Source organism: Flavobacterium ardleyense (assembly GCF_042686085.1).
In the GTDB taxonomy this organism is placed as follows: Bacteria; Bacteroidota; Bacteroidia; order Flavobacteriales; family Flavobacteriaceae; genus Flavobacterium; species Flavobacterium ardleyense.
Window position 1 is genome coordinate 802277 of record NZ_JBHUOL010000012.1, and the last position, 23080, is coordinate 825356.

The following is a 23080-nucleotide window of genomic DNA, read 5'->3' on the forward strand; positions in this document are numbered from 1 at the left end:
TTTTAAAAAGATTATATGTCTGAAGGAAGAGAAATAAGAATAAACAAAGTTTTAAGGGAGTTAAATATTTCTCTTGATAGAGCTGTGGATTTTTTAAAAGACAAAGGTCATGAGATCGAGTCTAGTCCAAATGCTAAGATATCTCAAGAGGAGTATAAAGTCTTATGTGGTCAATTTTCTGCTGACAAAGGAAATAAGGAAGCCTCTCTTGAAGTAAGTGAAGAAAAACGTAAAGAGAAAGAGGCTCTTAAGCGTGAACTTGAAAAAGAACAAGAAGCGAAGCGTTTACAGGAAGCTGAACGTCAAAGACAGGAAGTGGTAAAAGCAAAAGCTGTTGTTTCTGCGCCAAAAGCAGTTGGAAAAATTGATTTAGAGCCTAAAAAACCCGTTGTTGTTTCTAAAGCTCCAAAAGTGGAAGAAAAAACGATCACTCCTGAAGTGAAGGCTGTTGCGGAAAAGAAACCAGCAGTGGATTCTAAACCTGTGGCAGATACTCCTAAAGTAACGGAAGCTAAAGCGGTTGTAGAAGCTAAACCAGTGGCTGTTTCTGAAGAGGTAGCAGGATCTAAGGAGGTAGCTTCGGAAAAACCTGTTGCTGATGCAAATGCTGAAGTGGAAGTGAAACAAGACAAGCCTGCTGTTGCTAAAACAGAAGCTCAAGAAGAAAATGCTACTGAGGAATCTTCCGAAGAAGCTGGCGAAGTAAAAATCGAAACACAATATCAAAAATTGACTGGTGCTACTTTTACGGGTCAAAAAATTGATTTAACGCAATTTGAAAAGCCTAAAAAGAAGAAAGAAGACTTCAAAAAAGATGTTAAAAAACCAGGAGCTCCTATCGTAACAAATGCTGCAGGAGCGAATGCAAATAATAAAAACAAACGCAAAAGAATCATTAAGCCAGGAGGTCCAGGTGCGCCAGGAATTACAACTGCGGCTGGTGGTCCTAAAAAAGAGTTTGTTAAAGGTAATGCTGCAGGTGGATTTAATAAAGGTAAAAAACCTATTATTCAGAAAGTTGAACCTTCTGAAGAGGATGTTAAAAACCAAATTAAAGAAACGCTTGAAAGATTACAAGGTAAAGGTAACAAGTCTAAATCTGCTAAATATCGTCGTGACAAACGTGATACGCACAGAGAGAGAAATGAAGCTGAATTACAAGCACAAGAAGATGGTAATAAAATATTAAAAGTAACTGAGTTTGTTACTGTTGGTGAAGTTGCTACGATGATGGATGTGCCAATTACGAAAGTGATCGGAACTTGTATGTCGCTAGGAATCATGGTTACCATGAACCAACGTTTGGATGCTGAGACGTTAACAATTGTTGCAGATGAATTTGGATTTGAAGTAGAATTTATTACTACTGATATCGAAGAAGCTGCGATTGTTGTCGAAGATCTTCCAGAAGATTTAGTGCACAGAGCACCGATTGTTACTGTAATGGGTCACGTTGACCACGGTAAAACATCTTTATTGGATTACATCCGTAAAGCAAATGTTATCGGTGGTGAATCGGGAGGAATTACACAGCATATTGGAGCATATAGTGTGATATTAGAAAATGGAGAGAAAATTGCATTTTTAGATACACCAGGTCACGAAGCCTTTACGGCGATGCGTGCTCGTGGAGCTCAAGTTACAGATATTGCAATTATTGTAGTAGCTGCTGATGATGACATCATGCCACAAACGAAAGAAGCGATTAGCCATGCTCAAGCAGCAGGTGTACCGATGATATTCGCAATCAATAAAGTAGATAAAGCAACTGCAAATCCAGAAAAAATTAAAGAACAATTAGCACAGTTAAACTTGTTAGTTGAAGACTGGGGTGGTAAATATCAATCGCAAGAAATTTCTGCTAAATTTGGACAAGGTATTCCAGAATTATTAGAAAAAGTATTACTTGAAGCTGAAATCTTAGAATTAAAAGCAAACCCGAAAAAATTAGCTATCGGAACTGTTGTGGAAGCACAATTAGATAAAGGTAGAGGATATGTTTCAACGATTTTAGTACAAGCAGGTACTTTAAGAGTAGGGGATTACGTATTAGCTGGTAAAAATCATGGTAAAATTAGAGCCATGTATGATGAAAGAGGTAAGCAGATTAAAGAAGCAGGTCCTTCATCTCCAGTGTCTGTATTAGGTTTAGATGGTGCTCCAACAGCAGGTGATAAATTTAATGTATATGAAGAAGAAAGAGAAGCGAAACTAGTTGCTGCGAAACGTACGCAATTACAACGTGAGCAATCTGTACGTACTCAGAAACATATTACATTGGCAGAAATTGGTCGTCGTATTGCTTTAGGACAATTTAAAGAATTAAATATTATCCTTAAGGGAGACGTGGATGGTTCGGTAGAGGCTTTAGCGGATTCGTTCTCTAAATTATCTACTGAAGAAATTCAAATCAATATTATTCATAAAGGTGTAGGTGCAATTACTGAGTCTGATGTATTGTTAGCTTCGGCTTCAGATGCAATCATCATTGGGTTTAATGTACGTCCACAAGGAAATGCTAAGCAATTAGCAGATAAAGAAGAAATTGATATTCGTAACTATTCTATTATTTACGATGCTATTGATGACTTAAGAGATGCGATGGAAGGAATGTTATCTCCTATTTTAAAAGAAGAGGTTACGGGTACTGCAGAAATTAGAGAGATTTTCAAAGTTACTAAAGTGGGTTCTATTGCAGGATGTATGGTGACAGATGGTAAGATCTTTAGAAATTCTAAAATACGTCTTATTAGAGAAGGTGTGGTTGTTTACACAGGTGAATTAGCGACATTAAAACGTTTTAAAGATGATGTTAAAGAAGTAGCTAAAGGATATGACTGTGGTATGCAGATTAAGAATTACAACGATATTAAAGAGTATGACTTAGTTGAAGCTTTCCAAGAAGTAGAAGTAAAGAAAAAATTGAAGTAATTCAATTAGATGATAAAAAAAAGCCCTGAATTTTCAGGGCTTTTTTTGTGCTTAATTATTTGGCTTGATGATTAAAGCGGTTGGGTATTTTTTCTTGAACTCTAGCATTGCTTTTTCAACTTCGATTCTTGAGGCGTAATTCCCCACCATTACTTTGTAATTTGGATTTCCGTAGGTAATTGTACCATCAATATCTTTGAACTCTCTTTTGAACTCCTGCAACTTTCGTTTCGATTCTTCACTGTCTCCGTAAAAAATTTGAACTTTGTAAGATTCATTCGAGGCGATGCTTTGATTGATTTTTCTTTTTTCTTTTAAAAGCTGCTCCAGTTTTGGGTCTTGGGATAGCTTGCTTTTGGATTCCTGAGAAAAACTATTTACCCCATAAAAGATAGATAGTAACAAGAGCAACAATGACTTATGTTTGGTTGTTTTTTTCATTTTTCATTTATTTTGATACAAAAATACAATTTAAGTATATAATTGGCGAATTAAAATTATTTAGAATTGTTATAAATTACATTTTAAGATAAAGTTAAGGTTTTAATAATAGTTCTAATATCGTATTTTTGTCGGAGTTTTAAAAAAGAAATAGGTATTGTCTTTAGATATCATTGCTAAAACCATACCAAAATTTAGTTGATAATCATTTTAAATATGAAAAAAGTGGGTAACCATAAATCGTTTTCAAGGATTTTCTTCGGTCTAGCATTTTTGCTAGTGACGTCTTTATCTGCATTCGCGCAGGATGCTGTAAAAGGTAAAGAATTGTTTAACGCCAATTGTGCAGCTTGTCATAAGTTAGATGGTAAAGCAACGGGGCCAGCGCTTCGTGATGTTGCTTCTAAGTATGACAAAGAATGGTTGTATAAATGGATTAAAAACAGTGGAGATTTAATCAAATCGGGAGATGCGCTAGCAATCAAAGTGTTCGAAGCGAACAATAAAATCCCGATGTCTTCTTTTCCTCAATTGTCAAATCAAGATATTGATGACATGTTGGCTTACACATCTGAGCCGCTTCCAGTTGTTGAAGCTCCTGCACCTGTTCCAGGTGGACAAGCTGCTTCTGATGGTTCTGGGATTTCTAACAATGTTATATTAGGAGGACTTGCTTTGGTGATGGCGATGTTAGTAGTTATGCTGTTCTTAGTGTACAGTATGTTGACTAAAATTGCTGATGCAAAAGGTTTAGAAGTTGTTAAAAAGAATCGTTCTTTAATGACATTCTTTAGAGCGTATGCTAAAAATCAATTTTTAGTATTGGTTTCTGTTATTATGTTGTTGTTGGTTAGTGCGTTTTTTGCATACGGATGGATGATGCAAATTGGTGTAGATCAGGGATACGAGCCATTACAGCCGATTCATTACTCACATAGAATTCACGCAGGTGAAAACGGTATTGATTGTAAATACTGTCACTCTGCTGCTAGAGTTAGTAAGCATTCAAATATTCCTTCATTGAACGTTTGTATGAACTGTCATAAGAGTATTGGTGAAGTTGCTGAATCTACAGCTACTGAGGAATATTCAAAAGAGTTTTATGACGGTGAAATTGATAAATTGTATAAAGCAGTTGGATGGGATAAAGACGTGCAAGCTTATACAGGGAAAACTGAACCAGTGAAATGGGTTAGAATTCACAACTTACCTGATTTAGTTTACTTTAATCACTCACAACACGTAACTGTTGCAGGTGTAGAATGTCAAACTTGTCACGGGCCAGTTGAAGAAATGGAAATCATGAGACAACATTCTCCATTAACAATGGGTTGGTGTATCAACTGTCACAGAGAAACAAATGTGAAAGTAGAAGATAACGCTTACTACAAAAAGATACATGAAGAACTTTCTAAAAAATACGGTGTGAAGCAGTTGACTGCAGCGCAGATGGGTGGATTAGAATGTGGAAAATGTCACTATTAATATTAATAATTAGAAGCTAATATACTATACAATGGCATCAAACAAAAAATACTGGAAAAGTGTTGAGGAACTAAACGAAAATAGTTCTATTGTTGAGACGCTAAGAAACAACGAGTTTGTGGAACCAATTCCTGTTGATGAATTTTTAGGAGATAAAGATTCTTTATCTGCGTCATCAACTACTCGTCGTGACTTTTTGAAATATGTTGGATTTAGCACTGCTGCTGCATCTTTAGCTGCGTGTGAGGGTCCTGTTGTAAAGTCAATTCCTTACGTAATTCAACCAGAAGAAATTATTCCTGGTGTTGCTGATTTCTATGCAACTACTATGGCGGATGGATTTGATTTTGCTAATATATTAATCAAAACTCGTGAGGGTCGTCCTATTAAAGTTGAAAATAATAATTTAGAAGGATCAAGAACTGGAGCTAACGCTAGAGTTCATGCATCGGTTCTTTCTTTATATGATAGTACACGTTTAAAAAATCCTAAAATTGCTGGTAAAGATGCAAAATGGGCTGACGTAAACACAAAAGTTAAAGCGAGTTTAGTTGACGCTAGTGCAAGTGGGGGTAATGTAGTTGTATTAACTAATACAATGGCGAGTCCTTCTACTGATGCTTTGGTTGCTTCTTTAGTAGCAAAATACCCTACAACTAAGCATATTGTTTATGATGCTATATCTGAATCTAATGCGTTAGATGCTTTTCAATCTGTTTACGGAACGAGAGCTTTAGCGAATTATGATTTCTCAAAAGCAAATACAATTGTCTCTGTGGGTGCAGATTTCTTAGGAGATTGGCAAGGTGGAGGATTTGATGCAGGATATGCTCAAGGACGTATTCCTAAAAATGGAATGATGTCTAAACATATTCAAATTGAAGCTAACATGTCTTTAGCTGGTGCTAATGCAGATGTTAGAATTCCTTTGAATGTTGCTGCTCAGAAACAAGCTTTAGTTAAAATTTATAATATTGTTACAGGTGCTTCTATTGGAACATCTAAAATTGATAAATATGATGAAGCAGTGGTTAAAGCTGCTAATCAGTTAAAAGCTGCAGGAAGCAAAGGAGTTTTTGTTACTGGTTTAGACGATGTTAATGCGCATTTGGTGGCGATTGCAATTAATCAAGCGTTACAATCAGCAGCATTCAATCCTAGTGATGCAATTTTAACAAGAAAAGGTGATGCAAAAGCTGTTACTCAATTAGTAGCAGATCTGAAAGCTGGAAAAGTTCATACATTAATTATGAATGGAGTTAATCCTGCTTACACATTAGCAAACTCAAAAGAATTTACTGACGCACTAAAATCGGTTAAGTTATCAGTTGCTTTCTCTTTGAAAGAAGATGAAACTGCATCTTTAACAACTATTGCTGCTCCAGTTCCACATTACTTAGAATCTTGGGGTGATGTTGCTATGACTAGAAGTAATTATAGTATCATGCAACCTACGATTCGTCCTTTATTTGATACAAAACAATTCCAAGAAGCTTTACTTTCTTGGACAGATAATACAGCTCCTTATTTTGATTACTTAAAAGGTTTTGCTGCTACATCGTTAGCTGGAAAGTCTTGGAATCAAGCTGTGCATGATGGGTTTGTGGCTGGTAGTGCTTCTGCATTAACTGCTGGAGCTCTAAATGCAAATGAAGCTGCAAGTACTTTGGCTCAAGCTAAATCAGCTAATTTTGATTTAGTTTTGTATACTAAAGTTGGTATGGGAGATGGACAGCAAGCTAACAACCCGTGGTTGCAAGAATTCCCAGACCCTATTACTAGAGTGTCTTGGGACAATTATGTTACTGTTTCTAAAGCGGATGCAGAAGCGATAGGTCTTAAAAACTGGAATGTAGCAAACGGAGGTTTAGACGGAAGTAAGGCTAATATTAAAGTTGGTAATGTTACTTTAGAAAGTGTTCCGGTTATTATTCAACCAGGACAAGCTAAAGGAACTGTAGGTTTAGCTTTTGGTTACGGTAGAAAAACAGGATTGAAAGAAGAAATGCAAGTGGGTGTTAATGCTTACGCTTTGTATGCTAACTTGAATTCAAATCAATCTGCGACTATTACTTTAGCTTCAGGAGATCATGAGTTCGCTTGTGTTCAATTACAAAATACATTAATGGGTAGAGGTGATATCATCAAAGAAACTACTCTTGAAATATTCAATACAAAGGACGCCAAAGATTGGAACATTATGCCGATGGTTTCTTTAGATCACAAACCAACAGCTGCTAAAGACGTTGATTTATGGGATTCTTTTGATAGAAGTATTGGGCACCACTTCAACTTATCGATTGACTTAAACGCTTGTACAGGATGTGGAGCATGTGTAATTGCATGTCACGCTGAAAATAACGTACCAGTTGTAGGTAAATCAGAAATTAGAAGAAGTCGTGATATGCACTGGTTACGTATCGATAGATATTACTCTTCTCAAGATACATTTGCTGGAGATATCGTTGTTAAAGACGCTGCTTCAGGATTGTTTGAGAACGTGAGTACTTTCAAGGATATGGAACATGCTGCTGAAAATCCTCAAATTGCTTTCCAACCTGTAATGTGTCAACACTGTAATCACGCACCTTGTGAAACAGTTTGTCCTGTTGCGGCAACATCGCATGGTAGAGAGGGTCAAAACCATATGGCATACAACAGATGTGTTGGTACTCGTTATTGTGCTAACAACTGTCCATATAAAGTAAGACGTTTCAACTGGTTCTTATATAACAAAAATAGTGAATTTGATTATTTCATGAATGACGATTTAGGCCGTATGGTTATAAATCCAGATGTGAATGTTCGTTCTCGTGGAGTTATGGAGAAATGTTCAATGTGTATCCAAATGACACAAGCTGTTAAATTAACTGCAAAACGCGAAGGTAGAGTTGTTGGTAAGGATGAATTCCAAACTGCATGTTCTGCTGCTTGTTCAACTGGCGCAATGAAATTTGGAGATATCAACGATTCTGAATCTGATGTAGCTAAATTGCTAGAAGACGAAAGAATGTATCATTTATTAGAGCACATCGGAACAAAACCTAACGTGATGTATCACGTGAAAGTTAGAAACGATAAATAAGTATTAATTAACAGAAACAATATAAAGGAATATGTCGTCTCATTACGAAGCACCCATTAGAAAACCTTTAGTAGTAGGAAGTAAATCTTACCACGATGTAACGGTAGATGTTGCTAGACCTGTAGAAGGTAGAGCAAACAAACTATGGTGGACTGTATTTTCAATAGCCTTAGCCGCATTTTTATGGGGAGTAGGTTGTATGATTTATACTTTAACCACCGGTATTGGAACTTGGGGATTAAATAAAACAGTAGGTTGGGCTTGGGATATCACCAATTTCGTTTGGTGGGTAGGTATCGGTCACGCTGGTACGTTAATCTCAGCCGTATTATTATTATTCCGTCAAAAGTGGAGAATGGCAATTAACCGTTCTGCAGAAGCTATGACGATTTTCTCAGTAATGCAAGCTGGTTTATTCCCTATTATTCACATGGGTCGTCCATGGTTAGCGTATTGGGTTTTACCTATCCCGAATCAATTTGGTTCGTTATGGGTTAACTTTAACTCGCCATTATTATGGGACGTATTCGCAATTTCAACGTACTTATCAGTATCATTAGTTTTCTGGTGGACTGGTTTACTACCTGACTTTGCAATGCTACGTGATAGAGCTGTAACTCCTTTTACAAAAAGAGTATATTCTATTCTTTCTTTTGGATGGAGTGGAAGAGCAAAAGACTGGCAGCGTTTTGAAGAGGTATCTCTTGTATTAGCTGGTTTAGCAACTCCTCTTGTACTTTCTGTACATACAATTGTATCTTTTGACTTTGCTACTTCAGTAATTCCAGGATGGCATACGACTATTTTACCACCGTATTTCGTAGCTGGAGCTATTTTCTCTGGATTCGCAATGGTAAATACGTTACTTATCATCATGAGAAAAGTATCCAATTTAGAAGATTATATTACTGTACAGCATATTGAATTAATGAATATTGTAGTAATGATTACTGGTTCTATTGTAGGTGTAGCCTACATAACCGAGCTGTGGGTTGCTTGGTATTCAGGAGTTGAGTACGAACAATATGCATTCTTGAATAGAGCAACGGGACCTTACTGGTGGGCTTATTTCTTCATGATGTTCTTTAACGTTGTTTCTCCGCAAGTAATGTGGTTTAAGAAAGTTAGAACTAACATTTTAGCATCATTCGTTATTGCTATTCTAGTTAACATCGGAATGTGGTTTGAGCGTTTTGTAATTATCGTTACTTCTTTACATAGAGATTATTTACCTTCTTCATGGACTATGTTCCAACCAACATTTGTTGATGCAGGTATTTTTATAGGAACTATCGGATTCTTCTTTGTATTATTCTTATTATATTCTAGAAGTTTCCCAGTAATTGCACAAGCTGAAGTAAAAACTATTTTGAAAGCTTCAGGTGACAATTTTAAGAGAGCAAGAGAACAAAACGGATCTAATCATTCAGATAATCATTAATATCATGAGTAATAAAGTAATACACGCTATATATAATGATGATGATATTTTAATGGATGCTGTTAAGCAAACTAGAGCAGCTCATCATCATATTGAAGAAATTTATACGCCATTCCCAGTTCATGGTTTGGACAAAGCAATGGGACTAGCACCTACAAGATTAGCTATTTGTTCTTTTCTTTATGGAGTAGTTGGTTTGGCTTTCGCTACTTGGATGATGAATTTTATCATGATTCAAGACTGGCCTCAAGATATTGGTGGTAAACCAAGTTTTAGTTACATTGATAACATGCCGGCATTCGTTCCTATTATGTTCGAATTAACAGTGTTTTTCGCTGCCCACTTAATGGTTATTACTTTTTACATGAGAAGTAAATTGTGGCCTTTTAAAGTTGCAGAGAACCCAGACGTTAGAACAACGGATGATCACTTCTTAATGGAAGTTGGAATTCACGGTAACGAAGATGAATTAATTTCATTTTTTACTGGGACTGGTGCAGTTGAAGTTAAAGTAGTAGATAAGCATTAATAGATAGTTATGAAAAGTTTATATAAAATAGTAGCAGTAGTAGGTTTGTCTTTTTTGGCAACTTCTTGTTTCGATAAATCAAAACCTAACTATCAGTTTTTCCCTAACATGTATGAAGCAGTTTCTTATGAAACATATTCAGAGCATGACGTTTTTAAAGGTGGTGTTGAAGCACAAATGCCTGCTAAAGGTTCTGTAAAAAGAGGATTCGTTCCTTATGAGATTGCAGATACTCCAGAAGGTTATGCATTAGCAAAAGCAACTTTAAAATCTCCTTTAGATGCAACAATGGTTGATGAAAAAGCTGGTAAAGAATTGTATAGTATTTATTGTGCAGTTTGTCATGGTGATAAAGGTGATGGTAAAGGGGTTTTAGTAGTGAAAGAAAAATTCCTTGGAGTACCTAGTTACGCAGATAGAGAGATTACAGACGGAAGTATATATCACGTAGTTACTTATGGATTGAACTCTATGGGTTCACATTCAAATCAATTGTCGCAAGATGAAAGATGGCAGGTAGCTGATTACGTTTTAAAGCTTAAAGCTGGATTATAATAGTAAAAATTTCTGAAAATTATAGATATGAATACGTACACGTTTTCAAGTAAATTAAAAACATTTTCATTTGTCCTTATGGCTTTAGGCCTAGTAGGAATAGTTATAGGGTTTATTAACGCTCCTAAAACTATTGAAGATGTTGAAAAAATAATAGCAGATAGTCACCATCAGGAAGCTGCTCATGTTGAAAAAACTACACATGATGTACATACGCATGCGATAGCTATTGATACAGTTCAAAAAAATGAAGGTGCTACTGAAGTTCTTTTAGACTCTTCTGTAGTTACAAATGAAGCTGTAGACTCTGCTGCTTTAGTTGCTGTTGCAAAAGCAGAAACACCTAAAAAAGAAACTGTAGCTCATGATGCTAATCATGATAAAGAGCATGCTGAGCACGTTTTACATCAGTTGCAAAATAAACCTTGGGCTGCGTTGTATGTTGCTTGTATTTTCTTCATGTTAATTGCTTTAGGAGTTTTAGCTTTTTATGCAATTCAATATGCTTCACAAGCAGGATGGTCTCCAATTCTTTATAGAGTTATGGAAGGAATCACGGCTTATTTATTACCTGGATCTATCATTTTCTTTGTTTTATTAGTATTATCTTCATTACATTTCAATCACTTATTTGCTTGGATGAATCCTGATGTTATTAATCCAGAACACGTTAATTTTGATAAATTAATTTTTAACAAAAAAGGCTGGTTAAATGTTACTAGATTTTTAATTACTGCAGCTTTATTTTTAGGAGTTTGGAATTATTTCCGTTACAAATTTGTAAAAAACTCTATAGCGCAAGATACTGCTACTGATAATGTGCCATATAAAAGAAACTTTAAACTTTCTGCTGTATTCTTAGTTGTGTTTATAGTTACAGAATCAATCATGTCTTGGGACTGGATTATGTCTGTTGATCCACACTGGTACAGTACATTATTCGGATGGTATGTATTTGCAAGTTTCTTTGTAAGTGGAATTACCGTTATAGCATTAGTGACTATATACTTAAAATCTTTAGGATTATTGCCAAACGTAAATACAAGTCATATTCATGATTTAGCTAAATTTATGTTCGGTATGAGTATTTTCTGGACGTACTTATGGTTCTCACAATTTATGTTAATTTGGTATTCAAATATTCCTGAGGAAGTAACATACTTCGTAACAAGAATTCAAGACTATAACTTCCCATTCTTCGGAATGTTGATTGTAAACTTTATATTCCCATTGTTAATTTTAATTAATACTGATTTTAAACGTTTATCTTGGATTATTGTTTTAGCTGGTGTATTACTTTTATTCGGACATTATATTGATTTCTTCGTTATGATTATGCCTGCAACTGTTGGAGATCAATGGTTCATCGGTATTCCTGAAATCAGTTCAATTTTATTCTTCTTAGGTTTATTTATATTCGTCGTGTTTAATGCGCTTACTAAAGCTCCAATTGAACCAGAAGGAAATCCATTTATTGAAGAAAGTAAGCACTTTCATTATTAATAGTTAAAAAAGAAATAAAAAAATGACAAGTTTCTTCGTTTTTATAGTTATCGTCTTAATCGGAATTGCTGTATGGCAACTGACAAGAATTTTTGACTTAACGCAAATTGGTGGTGTTTCTGCACAGTCAGAAATCGCTAACGACAATGATAATAGTGTTAATGGATATTTAATGTTTGGATTCTTAGGATTCATTTATATATTCACTATTTATTCTTTATATGCTTGGGGAGATTTCGTATTAGGAACTCCAGGTTCTGAGCATGGAAAAGAAGTGGACAATTTAATGAACATTTCGATGGCTATTATTTTCTTCGTTCAAACTGTTACTCAGTTTTTATTACACTATTTCTCGTTTAAGTACAGAGGAAAAGAAGGAAGAAAAGCATTATATTTCGCTGACAACAACAAATTAGAAGCAGTTTGGACTATTATTCCAGTTATTGTCTTAGCTGGTTTAGTGATGTACGGTTTATATACTTGGAATACAATTATGTTTGTAACTGAGGAAGAAAAACAAGACGCTATAGTTATTGAGTTATATGCTAAACAATTTGGTTGGGAAGCACGTTATGCTGGAGAAGATAAAACTTTAGGAAAAGCAAACGTTCGATTGATTGAGGGAATTAATACTTTAGGTGTTGATTTAGATGATCCTGCAGCTTTAGATGATAAAGTTGTTACTGAATTACACTTACCAAAAGGAAAGAAAGTAATTTTCAAAATTCGTTCTCAAGACGTTTTACATTCAGCTTATATGCCTCACTTTAGAGCGCAAATGAACTGTGTTCCGGGTATGATTACTCAGTTCGCTTTCACGCCAAGTGTAACTACCGCTGACATGAGAAATGACGAAGCGATTGTTAAGAAAGTGGCTAAAATCAATGATATTAGAAGCAAGAAAAGTAAAGCTCTTGTTGCATCAGGTCAATCTGCTTTAGATCCTTATACATTTGATTATTTGTTATTGTGTAACAAAATTTGTGGTGCATCGCATTACAATATGCAAATGAAAATTGTTGTTGACACACCTGCTGATTTTAAAGCGTGGTTAGCTGAAAAGCCAACATTAGAACAACAAAGGAATGACGCTAATGCTCCTGAAGCACCTGCTCCTGCTATTACTAACGAAGTTGTTGTTGATACTACTGTAGTTTTAGCTCAAATTATTAAATAATTATTTATATTTCACATAATAGAATTAATATGTCACACGAACACGTTCATCATAAAGAAACATTCATAACTAAATATATTTTTAGTGTGGATCACAAAATGATAGCAAAGCAATACCTTATTTCAGGATTATTGATGGGTATTGTTGGAGTTGTTATGTCTTTATTCTTTCGTATGCAAATTGCATGGCCTGAAGAATCTTTCGAAATTTTCAAGATATTTTTAGGAGATAATTTTGCTCCTGATGGCGTAATGCGTAATGATATTTATCTTGCGTTAGTTACCATTCACGGAACTATCATGGTTTTCTTTGTACTTACTGCTGGTTTAAGTGGTACGTTTAGTAACCTTTTGATTCCACTGCAAATTGGAGCACGTGATATGGCTTCAGGATTTATGAACATGCTTTCATACTGGATGTTCTTTGTATCTTGTATTATCATGTTAAGTTCTTTATTCATTGAATCAGGACCTGCTTCTGCTGGTTGGACAATTTATCCTCCATTGAGTGCATTGCCACAAGCAATTCCAGGATCTGGATTAGGAATGACTTTATGGTTAATATCTATGGCTATTTTTATTGCATCTTCTTTAATGGGATCATTAAATTATGTAGTTACAGTAATCAACTTGAGAACTAAAGGAATGACTATGACAAGACTTCCATTAACAGTTTGGGCTTTCTTCTTAACTGCTATTATTGGAATTGTATCTTTCCCAGTATTGTTCTCTGCAGCATTATTATTGATTTTCGATAGAAGTTTTGGTACTTCTTTCTTCTTATCAGATATTTTTATCCAAGGTGAAGTTTTACATTATCAAGGTGGATCGCCTGTATTGTTTGAGCATTTATTTTGGTTCTTAGGTCACCCTGAGGTTTATATTGTAATTTTACCTGCAATGGGTCTAGTTTCTGAGATTATTGCAACAAACTCTAGAAAACCAATTTTCGGATACAGAGCGATGATTACTTCAATTATCGCAATTGCTTTCTTATCTACAATTGTTTGGGGTCACCACATGTTCGTTTCAGGAATGAATCCTTTCTTAGGTTCTGTATTTACATTCACAACCTTATTAATTGCAATCCCGTCTGCTGTTAAAGCGTTCAACTGGATTACAACTTTATGGAAAGGTAACCTTCAGATGAACCCTGCAATGTTGTTCTCTATTGGTTTCGTTTCAACATTTATTACAGGAGGTTTAACAGGAATTATTCTTGGAGATAGTACACTAGACATCAACGTTCACGATACCTATTTCGTTATTGCTCACTTCCATTTAGTAATGGGTATATCAGCTTTATATGGTTTCTTCGCTGGAGTTTACCATTGGTTCCCAAAAATGTTTGGAAAAATGATGAACAAAAACTTAGGTTATGTTCACTTCTGGACAACTGCTGTTTGTGCTTATGGAGTTTTCTTCCCTATGCATTTCATCGGAATGGCTGGATTACCAAGACGTTATTATACAAACTCGGCTTTCCCATTATTTGATGAATTAGCTGACGTAAATATATTGATTACAGTATTCGCTATCGTAGGAGCTGCGTTCCAAATTGCATTTTTCTGGAACTTCTTCTATAGTATTTTCTTCGGAAAGAAAGCACCACAAAACCCATGGAAATCTACAACTTTAGAATGGACTACACCAGTAGAACATATTCATGGAAACTGGCCTGGAGAAATTCCAGAAGTACACAGATGGCCTTACGATTACAGCAAACCAGGTCATGATGAAGACTTTGTTATGCAAAACGTACCAATGAAAGAAGGAGAAGAAGAATTACATCATTAATATTTTTCACCATACTATACAAACCTCTCCAATTCGGAGAGGTTTTTGTTTTATAACTTTACTATCTTTGTCTTTATGAATGATAATTTGAATCCCAATAAAGAGTCTTTTACGCCACAAGATATTGATATCGAAAAAGCGTTACGTCCTTTAAGTTTTGATGATTTTGCTGGACAAGAACAAGTATTAGAAAATCTAATTGTTTTTGTGCAAGCCGCGAATATGAGAAACGAAGCACTAGACCACACCTTATTTCACGGTCCGCCCGGATTAGGAAAAACAACATTGGCTAATATTTTGGCGAATGAATTAGGTGTTGGAATCAAAATTACATCAGGACCGGTTTTAGACAAACCTGGAGATTTAGCTGGATTGTTAACCAATCTCGAAGAGCGCGATGTGTTATTCATTGACGAAATCCATCGTTTAAGTCCTATTGTCGAAGAATATTTATATTCTGCTATGGAAGACTTCAAGATAGACATTATGATTGAATCAGGGCCTAACGCAAGATCGGTCCAACTAAATCTAAATCCATTCACATTAGTTGGTGCAACAACACGCTCAGGTTTGTTAACTGCTCCAATGCGTGCTCGATTTGGAATTCAAAGCCGTTTACAGTATTATAATACCGAATTGCTAACTACAATTGTACAAAGAAGTTCGGCCATCTTAAAAATGCCAATTACCGAAGAAGCAGCGATCGAAATTGCAGGAAGAAGTCGTGGAACACCTCGTATTGCCAATGCACTTTTGCGTCGTGTTAGAGATTTTGCCCAAATCAAAGGAAACGGAAAAATCGACATCGAAATAGCGAAATTTGCTCTAAAAGCACTAAATGTTGATGCCCACGGATTAGATGAAATGGACAACAAAATTCTATTAACCATCATCGAGAAATTCAAAGGCGGCCCAGTCGGATTATCAACTGTAGCCACCGCGGTTTCCGAAAGCAGCGAAACCATCGAAGAAGTATACGAACCATTCTTAATACAAGAAGGCTTTCTTATGCGCACACCACGCGGAAGAGAAGTTACCGAAAAGGCGTACAAACATTTAGGAAAAATTAAAGCAAATATACAAGGCGGCTTATTTTAAGGGCGTTCCCTTTCAGGTCGGGCTTTCCGTTCTATCTTTATGTTTTTAAAGAAAAACATAAAGGATGGCACTGCAATCCCTAACGCAAACCTGTAGTGAGATCGTATTTAGATTTGAAAAGGTATTTTTGAATTTTGGATTTGTATTTAATGTAAAATTTGTGTTTTCTATCATTTTTTAATCTACATTTGATAGTGAATAAGCTGACGAATAGCATTTCATATATAAAGGTATGCATCAAAATACGTTGTTTAGTAGCTATAAACAATTTAGCAATACTGTAATTGCAAAAAGGGAAAACACATTAATTAATAATACGTACAATATGAACGAAATAGAAAAAATTAACGAAGAGTTACGTAATTATAAATTATTTAAAATTCAAAGAGTCACTACTAGAAAACAAGAATTTGATGAAGTAAAAAGTCAAATTTCGAAAACTATAGGAAATGAGATATTGAATTATTTTATACTATTTATTAATTTTATAGCAATAGCTTTTCTAATTTACAACATAGTAAAATCATTCCAGCAGACCGATTATTTTTCGACAAATACCACAATTATTGTATTAAATTTCATTGTTGTAATTGCCACTTCTATTTACACATCTTTTAAGTTATTCGTATATATGAAAAGGATTAAAATGCAACTTACTGCCGTTGAAAATTCAATTCAACATTTATCAACCGATATTGAGGTATTGAAGGCCGAGTATGAAACTTATGTAAATGAATATTTAAAAAAGTAAGACTATATTTAGCGTTACCTGGACTTTTATTAACTGCTTTGTATCTCCTTTACAAAATGTCAAACATGCCTTAGATTTTTAGCATTTCATAATTGGATTTTGGAAACATATATAAAAAAACTACAACACATTTTACCAACTTTTTTTAAAGTTATTTTAGGGACAGTATTAGTAGTTTCTCTAGTAAGGTGGATTTTTGCAATTCAATTATCGGTCTTTGAATTTAAAGAAGAGATTTGGATGATTTGGATTCCTTTACTTTTTCCCTGGATTCCTATACTTATTTGGCTTAGACCCAGATTCCGAGTACTAACATTTGAGAAAAAAATAGATGAAAGAAGGTTTTTTTTTCAATTTGTTTGTTGGCTTATTTTGACTGCAATGCTTTTTATTTCTCAAGATTTCATTACAACTGCTACAGGAAACTTAGTTCATCTTAAAGATGCTTCTGAAATTAGTTCAGCAAAAAAGGACAGATTTTATAAGATTGAAAATTTCTCAGTACTATCGTACTACGAGGCTTCTTACACAGAATTTAGAACTAGTGGTCGTTACAATCAAAATTTAAATTTTGAGGTATATTTCGTCTATCCAATAGTTAACGATACTTCTTCAAACATTAATAAGGCAAAAAAGCTATGGTATGGTGTTAAATTCAAAGACCAAATTAGCAATCGTCTTTCTAGTGCTCAGAAAGAAGAGCGTTATAACATGTTTTACGAGGATTGCTTAGACGAAATGAAAAATTTTGATTTTCACAAACTTAATCATTTTGAAAGTAAACCAAATTCAAAAGATAGAGATGGTTTTTTAATGGCAATAGCGAGCAGGATTAACGAACCGCTTGACGATAGTTATATAATCCTCGAACCTAAACTAAATAGTTACGAAGAACGAAACCAAAATAAATTTTTATGGATATTTGGTTCATTTGGAATTGGATTAACTCTATTTGTTTTTTTCTTAATCTGGCCTGGTTTTAGCGAAATTCAACAAAAAAGGTTTTTATCAGGTAAGAAACCAAAAAAAGATGATTTACTAGATGCGCTTCAGTTTTTGGTCCCTAAAGATGATCATTTCGTTACTTCGATTATTTTAGATTTAAATATTTTAATATTTGTCTTGATGATTTTTTTAGGTGTTCATTTTGTTTCCCCAACCGGGTTGGAATTATTAAAATGGGGAGCAAATAGACGATTTGAAACCTTGAATGGTGATTATTGGCGACTATTTTCTAGTATGTTTGTACATGGAGGAATAATGCATCTAATCCTAAATGTTTATGGATTAGCTATTGCAGCGATATTTATTGAACCTCTTTTAGGAAGGAAAAAATTCACAATTTTATATCTTCTCTCTGGATTGTTCGGAAGTCTTGCAAGTATTTGGTGGTATTCTAATACAATTAGCGTGGGTGCTTCAGGAGCAATATTTGGTTTATATGGTGCGATTTTAGGTCTTTTTTTGATTGGTGCTTATACAAAAGAAAGCAAAAGTGTGCTGATATTTTTAGGTATTTTTGCAGGTATTAATTTACTAATGGGGTTTTTTGGGCGAGGCATTGATAACGCTGCTCACATTGGAGGGTTACTTGGTGGAATATTAATCGTTATAGTGATTTGTAAAATTGACAACTCTAAGAGTAAGTGCTGATAACTTTTTGCATTTCGAGCTGCGCAAAGTCTTCAGCTCCGTAAAGTCTCCCGATTTTGCGTAACAATCTTTCACCTACAGCAGAATCACAAAAAAACCTTTCTGCTAAATAAATTCTTAAAAACATTATAAAATCCAACGCAGTTTTCCAGAAATAAAAAACTTTACCGTAGTTTTGAACTTTACAAACAGAAATACCAAATTCTAAAGAAAAATATATGGCATCAGGATTTTTTGCAATACTAGACGATATTGCTGCTTTGATGGACGATGTTGCAATGACAAGTAAACTTGCAGCAAAGAAAACAGCAGGAATTTTAGGAGACGATTTAGCCGTAAATGCAGAAAAAGCAACTGGTTTTGTATCGCAAAGAGAAATCCCAGTACTTTGGGCAGTTACAAAAGGTTCGTTTATCAATAAGCTTATTATTTTACCCATCGTTTTCGTTTTAAATTGGTTGTATCCGCCAGCTATAACAATGGCTTTAATTTTAGGAGGAGTTTATTTAGCTTATGAAGGAATGGAGAAAATAATTGAATATATTTTCCATCGCTCTAAAAAAGCAGAAGAAGTTATAGCAGAAATTAATCTTGAAGTAAGTGACGAACATTCGGAAAAAGCAAAAGTAAACTCTGCCATAAAAACCGATTTTATCCTGTCACTTGAAATTGTGATCATTGCTTTAGGAACCGCTTTGGAAAAACAACATTCTCTTACCACGCAAATTTTAAGCGTGACGATTGTCGCAATTATTGCAACAGTTGGAGTTTATGGAATTGTTGCTTTAATCGTAAGAATGGATGACGCCGGTTATTATTTAATGAGAAAATCCAATAATAAAGGCTTCCTATCAGGTGTTGGAGAAACATTAATTAAAGCTTTGCCAATTGTTATTAAATCATTAGCGGTAATTGGAACAATAGCGCTTCTTTTAGTTTCGGGTGGTATTTTCATGCATAATATTTCATATATACATGATTTAGTACCGCACAGCATTCCTTCTATTGTGGCTGAATTCCTGATTGGAATTATTTTCGGGATAATTGCGGTTTTATTGATGACGGTTTTTATGAAATTGAAAAAGTTGGTAAAAAAGTAGAAGTATTATAAAAAGTTATTTAATTAAAATATAAGAACTATTTATTTTTTTGTTTTGTAATTGGTAATGCGCTTTTTTCGAAAAACTATTTGCAAAACTTAGGATCATCTATAACACTATTTTCATGAGATTATTTTAAAAGAATAAACTGCACGCCATTCTTTTGCTTATATTAAGCATGCTTTCTGTCTTTTAAATTCAAGGTTTGCTGAACCAATAATTCTGTTTTTTTAACATTTTTCAAATTTCATAAAAAGAGTAAAAACATAGCAAACATTTATCTCTAATACGTCCTTAAAAAAAGAAGATTAATGAAAGTAATAAAGTTTTTAGTACTACCTGCGTTTTTTGTCCTATTATGTCTTTCCTGCCAAAGAACTAATTACGGCACTAAAGTTGAAAAATGTGAACTAACATTAAATTCGGACTCTACATATAGTTATGCATACCCCGCCGTTGTCAATGCAAATACTGAGAATGGAATTTATCATTTATACAAGGATAGTATTGTTTTAGTAAGAAAGCACTATCCTAAAATCCCTAGTATTGATTTAGGTTACATTTGTTCTGTGGACAATCCGGATACTTTAGTTATGAATTTTACAAACTTATATAAAGAGAAAATTCAAGTTGAGTTTTCCATAAATAATAATGAGAAACGATACAAAACTAACGCAAGTGGACAGATGCAAATTCGCTATAGTGATTTAGAAAAACAAAAAGTCATTGCTAGTAATGAGAAAATTTTCGAATTTAAAATCTTCTATAAAAACAAACAGTATGTTATGGCGATGGATGATTACAAAAATTCAATAAAGCCAAATCAACTGGATTTTGCCCTGAACCAATTTCTTGGAGAAGAATTCGCCGTTTTAAAGAGAAATTATGCTATTATTCACGATACAATTATTGTAAATGACATTTCACGAAAACTACTTGGAGCAAACAATCGCATTGTAAAACACGAAGAAACAGCGAGTAAAAAAGTTTATAAGTAGCTTTTTGGGTACAAGTTACTTTGTGGAACTCCGTCAATATTTTTCTTTAGTTTGCAGTAGTTTTATTCTTAAAAAAAACTGCAGTTCACGCTTTGGTTGCTTTTTAAAACAGCTATATTATTTCTAAACAATGAAGCAGAAATATAACGATATCATTTGGAATTCATATTTTTTCAAAAGAATCGACAAATAATTTCTATTTTACTAACTAACACTTATATTTGTAAGTTAGTAAATTTGAAAATTATGCATAAAGATAGTAAACGTAGAGAAGCCTTATTGTATCACGCAAAACCAACCCCGGGTAAAATCCAAGTGGTTCCTACAAAAAGATACGCTACACAACGAGATTTAGCACTAGCTTATTCTCCAGGTGTTGCAGAACCTTGTTTAGAAATTCAAAAAGACGTTAATAACGTTTATAAATACACCGCAAAAGGAAATCTAGTAGCCGTAATTTCTAACGGAACTGCTGTTTTAGGCCTTGGAGACATTGGTCCCGAAGCTTCAAAACCGGTAATGGAAGGAAAAGGATTATTATTCAAAATTTTTGCTGATATTGATGTTTTTGACATTGAAGTTGATACTAAAGATATTGAAGCATTCATCGCAACCGTAAAAAATATAGCACCTACTTTTGGAGGAATAAACCTTGAAGATATCAAAGCGCCAGAATCATTCGAAATCGAAAGACGTTTGGTAGAGGAATTGAATATTCCTGTAATGCATGATGATCAACATGGAACAGCAATTATTTCATGTGCAGCCTTGTTAAATGCGGTAGAATTAGCTGGTAAGAAAATGGAAGAAATTACTATGGTAGTTTCGGGAGCAGGTTCTGCAGCCATTGCTTGTGCTAATTTATACGTTGCTTTTGGCGTTAAGCTGGAAAACATTGTAATGTTCAATAGTAAAGGTGCATTGAGAAAAGACGATACTAGAATTTCGGACATGCAAAGAAAATACGCTTCTGATAAACACTATGATTCATTACATGATGCAATGAAAGGTGCCGATGTATTTGTAGGGCTATCATCTGGCGATATCGTTTCAGCCGAAATGTTATTAGCTATGGCGGATAATCCCGTGGTTTTTGCTTTGGCTAATCCATTGCCTGAAGTAGCTTATGATCTAGCAATTGCTACTCGTAAAGATATTATTATGGCTACAGGTCGTTCAGACCATCCTAATCAGGTAAATAACGTATTAGGGTTTCCTTATATTTTTAGAGGTGCTTTAGATGTTAGAGCTACAAAAATTAATGAGGAAATGAAAAAAGCAGCAGTAGTTGCTTTAGCACATTTAGCAAAAGAAACGGTGCCTGAGCAAGTTAATATTGCTTATGGTGAAACTAAATTAACCTTTGGTCGTGAGTATATAATTCCAAAGCCTTTTGATCCACGATTAATCACAGCAGTAGCGCCAGCAGTGGCAAAAGCGGCAATGGATTCAGGAGTTTCATTAGCGCCAATCACAGATTGGGAAAAATATAAAGACGATTTATTAGAAAGAATGGGGTCAGATAACAAAATGATCCGTTTGTTAACGAATAGAGCTAGAACTAATCCAAAACGTATTGTTTTTGCAGAAGCAGATCAAATCGATGTGTTGAAAGCAGCTCAAATTGTACATGAAGAAGGCATTGGTTTCCCTATTTTATTAGGAAATCAAGATATTATAAAAGAGTTAAAAGCAGAAATTGGATTTGATGTTGAAGTGCCGATTTTTGATCCAAAAACACCTGAAGCAGCAACCAGAAGACACGAATTTGCGACGCATTTTTGGGAATCTAGAAAAAGAAAAGGTGTCACTTTTTATGAAGCTGAAAAATGGATGCGCGAGCGTAACTATTTTGGACTAATGATGGTAAATACTGGTGAAGCAGATGCAATGGTAACAGGTCATTCAAGAAGTTATCCTTCAACAATTAAGCCGGTTATGCAACTAATAGGACGAGCGCCAGGAGTTTCAAAAATAGCTACAACAAACATGATGATGACGACGAGAGGACCAGTTTTCTTGTCGGATACTGCAATTAATCCAAACCCTACAGCTCAGGAATTAGCAAGAATTGCCTTAATGACAGCTAAAACTGTTAGAATGTTCGGAATGGAACCAGTAATTGCTATGGTTTCTTTTTCAAACTTTGGTTCTTCAAACAGTGAAGGTCCAAATAAAGTAAGAGAAGCAGTGACTTATTTGCATGAGAATTTCCCTGATTTAATCGTAGATGGAGAAATTCAAAGTGACTTCGCCTTAAACCCAGAATTATTAAAAAGTAAGTTCCCTTTTTCTAAATTGGTAAACAAAAAAGTGAATACACTTATTTTCCCTAATTTAGACGCAGCAAATATTACCTACAAGTTGCTGAAAGAATTGAATAAAGCGGATTCTATTGGACCTATTATCTTAGGTTTAAATAAGCCAGTACACGTTTTCCAATTAGGAGCAAGTGTGGATGAAATGGTAAATATGGCAGCAGTTGCTGTAGTTGACGCACAAGAAAAAGGAAAAAAACAAGTAAAGTAAGACCAGTA

Annotated in this window: 16 protein-coding genes; 15 read left to right on the top strand and 1 reads right to left on the bottom strand. The window is 34.5% G+C overall.

Annotation, left to right across the window (positions count from 1 at the left end; genetic code table 11):
• Positions 1-15 precede the first annotated feature (15 nt).
• Positions 16-2931, top strand: coding sequence for a translation initiation factor IF-2 (gene infB, locus ACFSX9_RS09420; protein WP_379806959.1), 2916 nt, complete (start codon positions 16-18; stop codon positions 2929-2931).
• Between the two features lie 51 nt (positions 2932-2982).
• Here the strand turns inward: infB and ACFSX9_RS09425 are convergent, their stop codons facing one another.
• Positions 2983-3372 (bottom strand): SPOR domain-containing protein, encoded by a 390-nt coding sequence (locus tag ACFSX9_RS09425; RefSeq protein WP_379806961.1) that lies wholly within the window; start codon positions 3370-3372, stop codon positions 2983-2985.
• 216 nt (positions 3373-3588) lie between these two features.
• Between ACFSX9_RS09425 and ACFSX9_RS09430 the strand changes: the two genes are divergently transcribed.
• The 14 genes from ACFSX9_RS09430 (at position 3589) to ACFSX9_RS09495 (ending at position 23072) form a co-directional block, all read left to right on the top strand.
• Entirely contained in the window at positions 3589-4857 is a 1269-nt protein-coding gene (locus ACFSX9_RS09430; RefSeq protein ID WP_379806963.1) for a c-type cytochrome, read from the top strand.
• Between the two features lie 31 nt (positions 4858-4888).
• Positions 4889-7942: a TAT-variant-translocated molybdopterin oxidoreductase gene (locus tag ACFSX9_RS09435; protein ID WP_379806965.1), complete on the top strand. Its 3054-nt coding sequence runs from the start codon at positions 4889-4891 to the stop codon at positions 7940-7942.
• Between the two features lie 31 nt (positions 7943-7973).
• Positions 7974-9383: an NrfD/PsrC family molybdoenzyme membrane anchor subunit gene (nrfD, locus tag ACFSX9_RS09440; protein WP_379806967.1), complete on the top strand. Its 1410-nt coding sequence runs from the start codon at positions 7974-7976 to the stop codon at positions 9381-9383.
• 4 nt (positions 9384-9387) lie between these two features.
• Positions 9388-9912, top strand: coding sequence for a DUF3341 domain-containing protein (locus tag ACFSX9_RS09445; RefSeq protein WP_379806969.1), 525 nt, complete (start codon positions 9388-9390; stop codon positions 9910-9912).
• Between the two features lie 9 nt (positions 9913-9921).
• The gene (locus ACFSX9_RS09450) at positions 9922-10467 is read left to right on the top strand and encodes a c-type cytochrome (RefSeq protein WP_379806971.1); all 546 of its coding nucleotides are present in this window, start codon (positions 9922-9924) and stop codon (positions 10465-10467) included.
• Positions 10468-10494: 27 nt separating this feature from the next.
• Complete coding sequence (locus ACFSX9_RS09455; RefSeq protein ID WP_379806973.1) at positions 10495-11970, top strand: quinol:cytochrome C oxidoreductase; 1476 nt, start codon at positions 10495-10497, stop codon at positions 11968-11970.
• 22 nt (positions 11971-11992) lie between these two features.
• Complete coding sequence (locus tag ACFSX9_RS09460) at positions 11993-13147, top strand: cytochrome c oxidase subunit II (protein ID WP_379806975.1); 1155 nt, start codon at positions 11993-11995, stop codon at positions 13145-13147.
• Between the two features lie 29 nt (positions 13148-13176).
• Positions 13177-14943, top strand: a complete 1767-nt coding sequence (locus ACFSX9_RS09465; RefSeq protein ID WP_379806977.1) for a cytochrome c oxidase subunit I — start codon at positions 13177-13179, stop codon at positions 14941-14943.
• Positions 14944-15018: 75 nt separating this feature from the next.
• Positions 15019-16041 carry a Holliday junction branch migration DNA helicase RuvB gene (gene ruvB / locus ACFSX9_RS09470; protein WP_379806979.1) on the top strand — a complete coding sequence of 341 codons (1023 nt, stop codon included), beginning with the start codon at positions 15019-15021 and terminating at the stop codon, positions 16039-16041.
• A 325-nt stretch (positions 16042-16366) separates the two neighbouring features.
• The gene (locus ACFSX9_RS09475; RefSeq protein WP_379806981.1) at positions 16367-16792 is read left to right on the top strand and encodes a hypothetical protein; all 426 of its coding nucleotides are present in this window, start codon (positions 16367-16369) and stop codon (positions 16790-16792) included.
• Positions 16793-17173: 381 nt separating this feature from the next.
• Positions 17174-18445 (top strand): rhomboid family intramembrane serine protease, encoded by a 1272-nt coding sequence (locus ACFSX9_RS09480; RefSeq protein ID WP_379806983.1) that lies wholly within the window; start codon positions 17174-17176, stop codon positions 18443-18445.
• A gap of 218 nt (positions 18446-18663) precedes the next feature.
• A complete protein-coding gene (locus ACFSX9_RS09485; protein WP_379806985.1) occupies positions 18664-19545 on the top strand; it encodes a DUF808 family protein in 882 nt (293 codons plus the stop codon).
• A 311-nt stretch (positions 19546-19856) separates the two neighbouring features.
• Entirely contained in the window at positions 19857-20543 is a 687-nt protein-coding gene (locus tag ACFSX9_RS09490; protein ID WP_379806987.1) for a hypothetical protein, read from the top strand.
• A gap of 246 nt (positions 20544-20789) precedes the next feature.
• Entirely contained in the window at positions 20790-23072 is a 2283-nt protein-coding gene (locus ACFSX9_RS09495; protein ID WP_379806989.1) for an NADP-dependent malic enzyme, read from the top strand.
• The last annotated feature ends 8 nt before the right edge of the window (positions 23073-23080 follow it).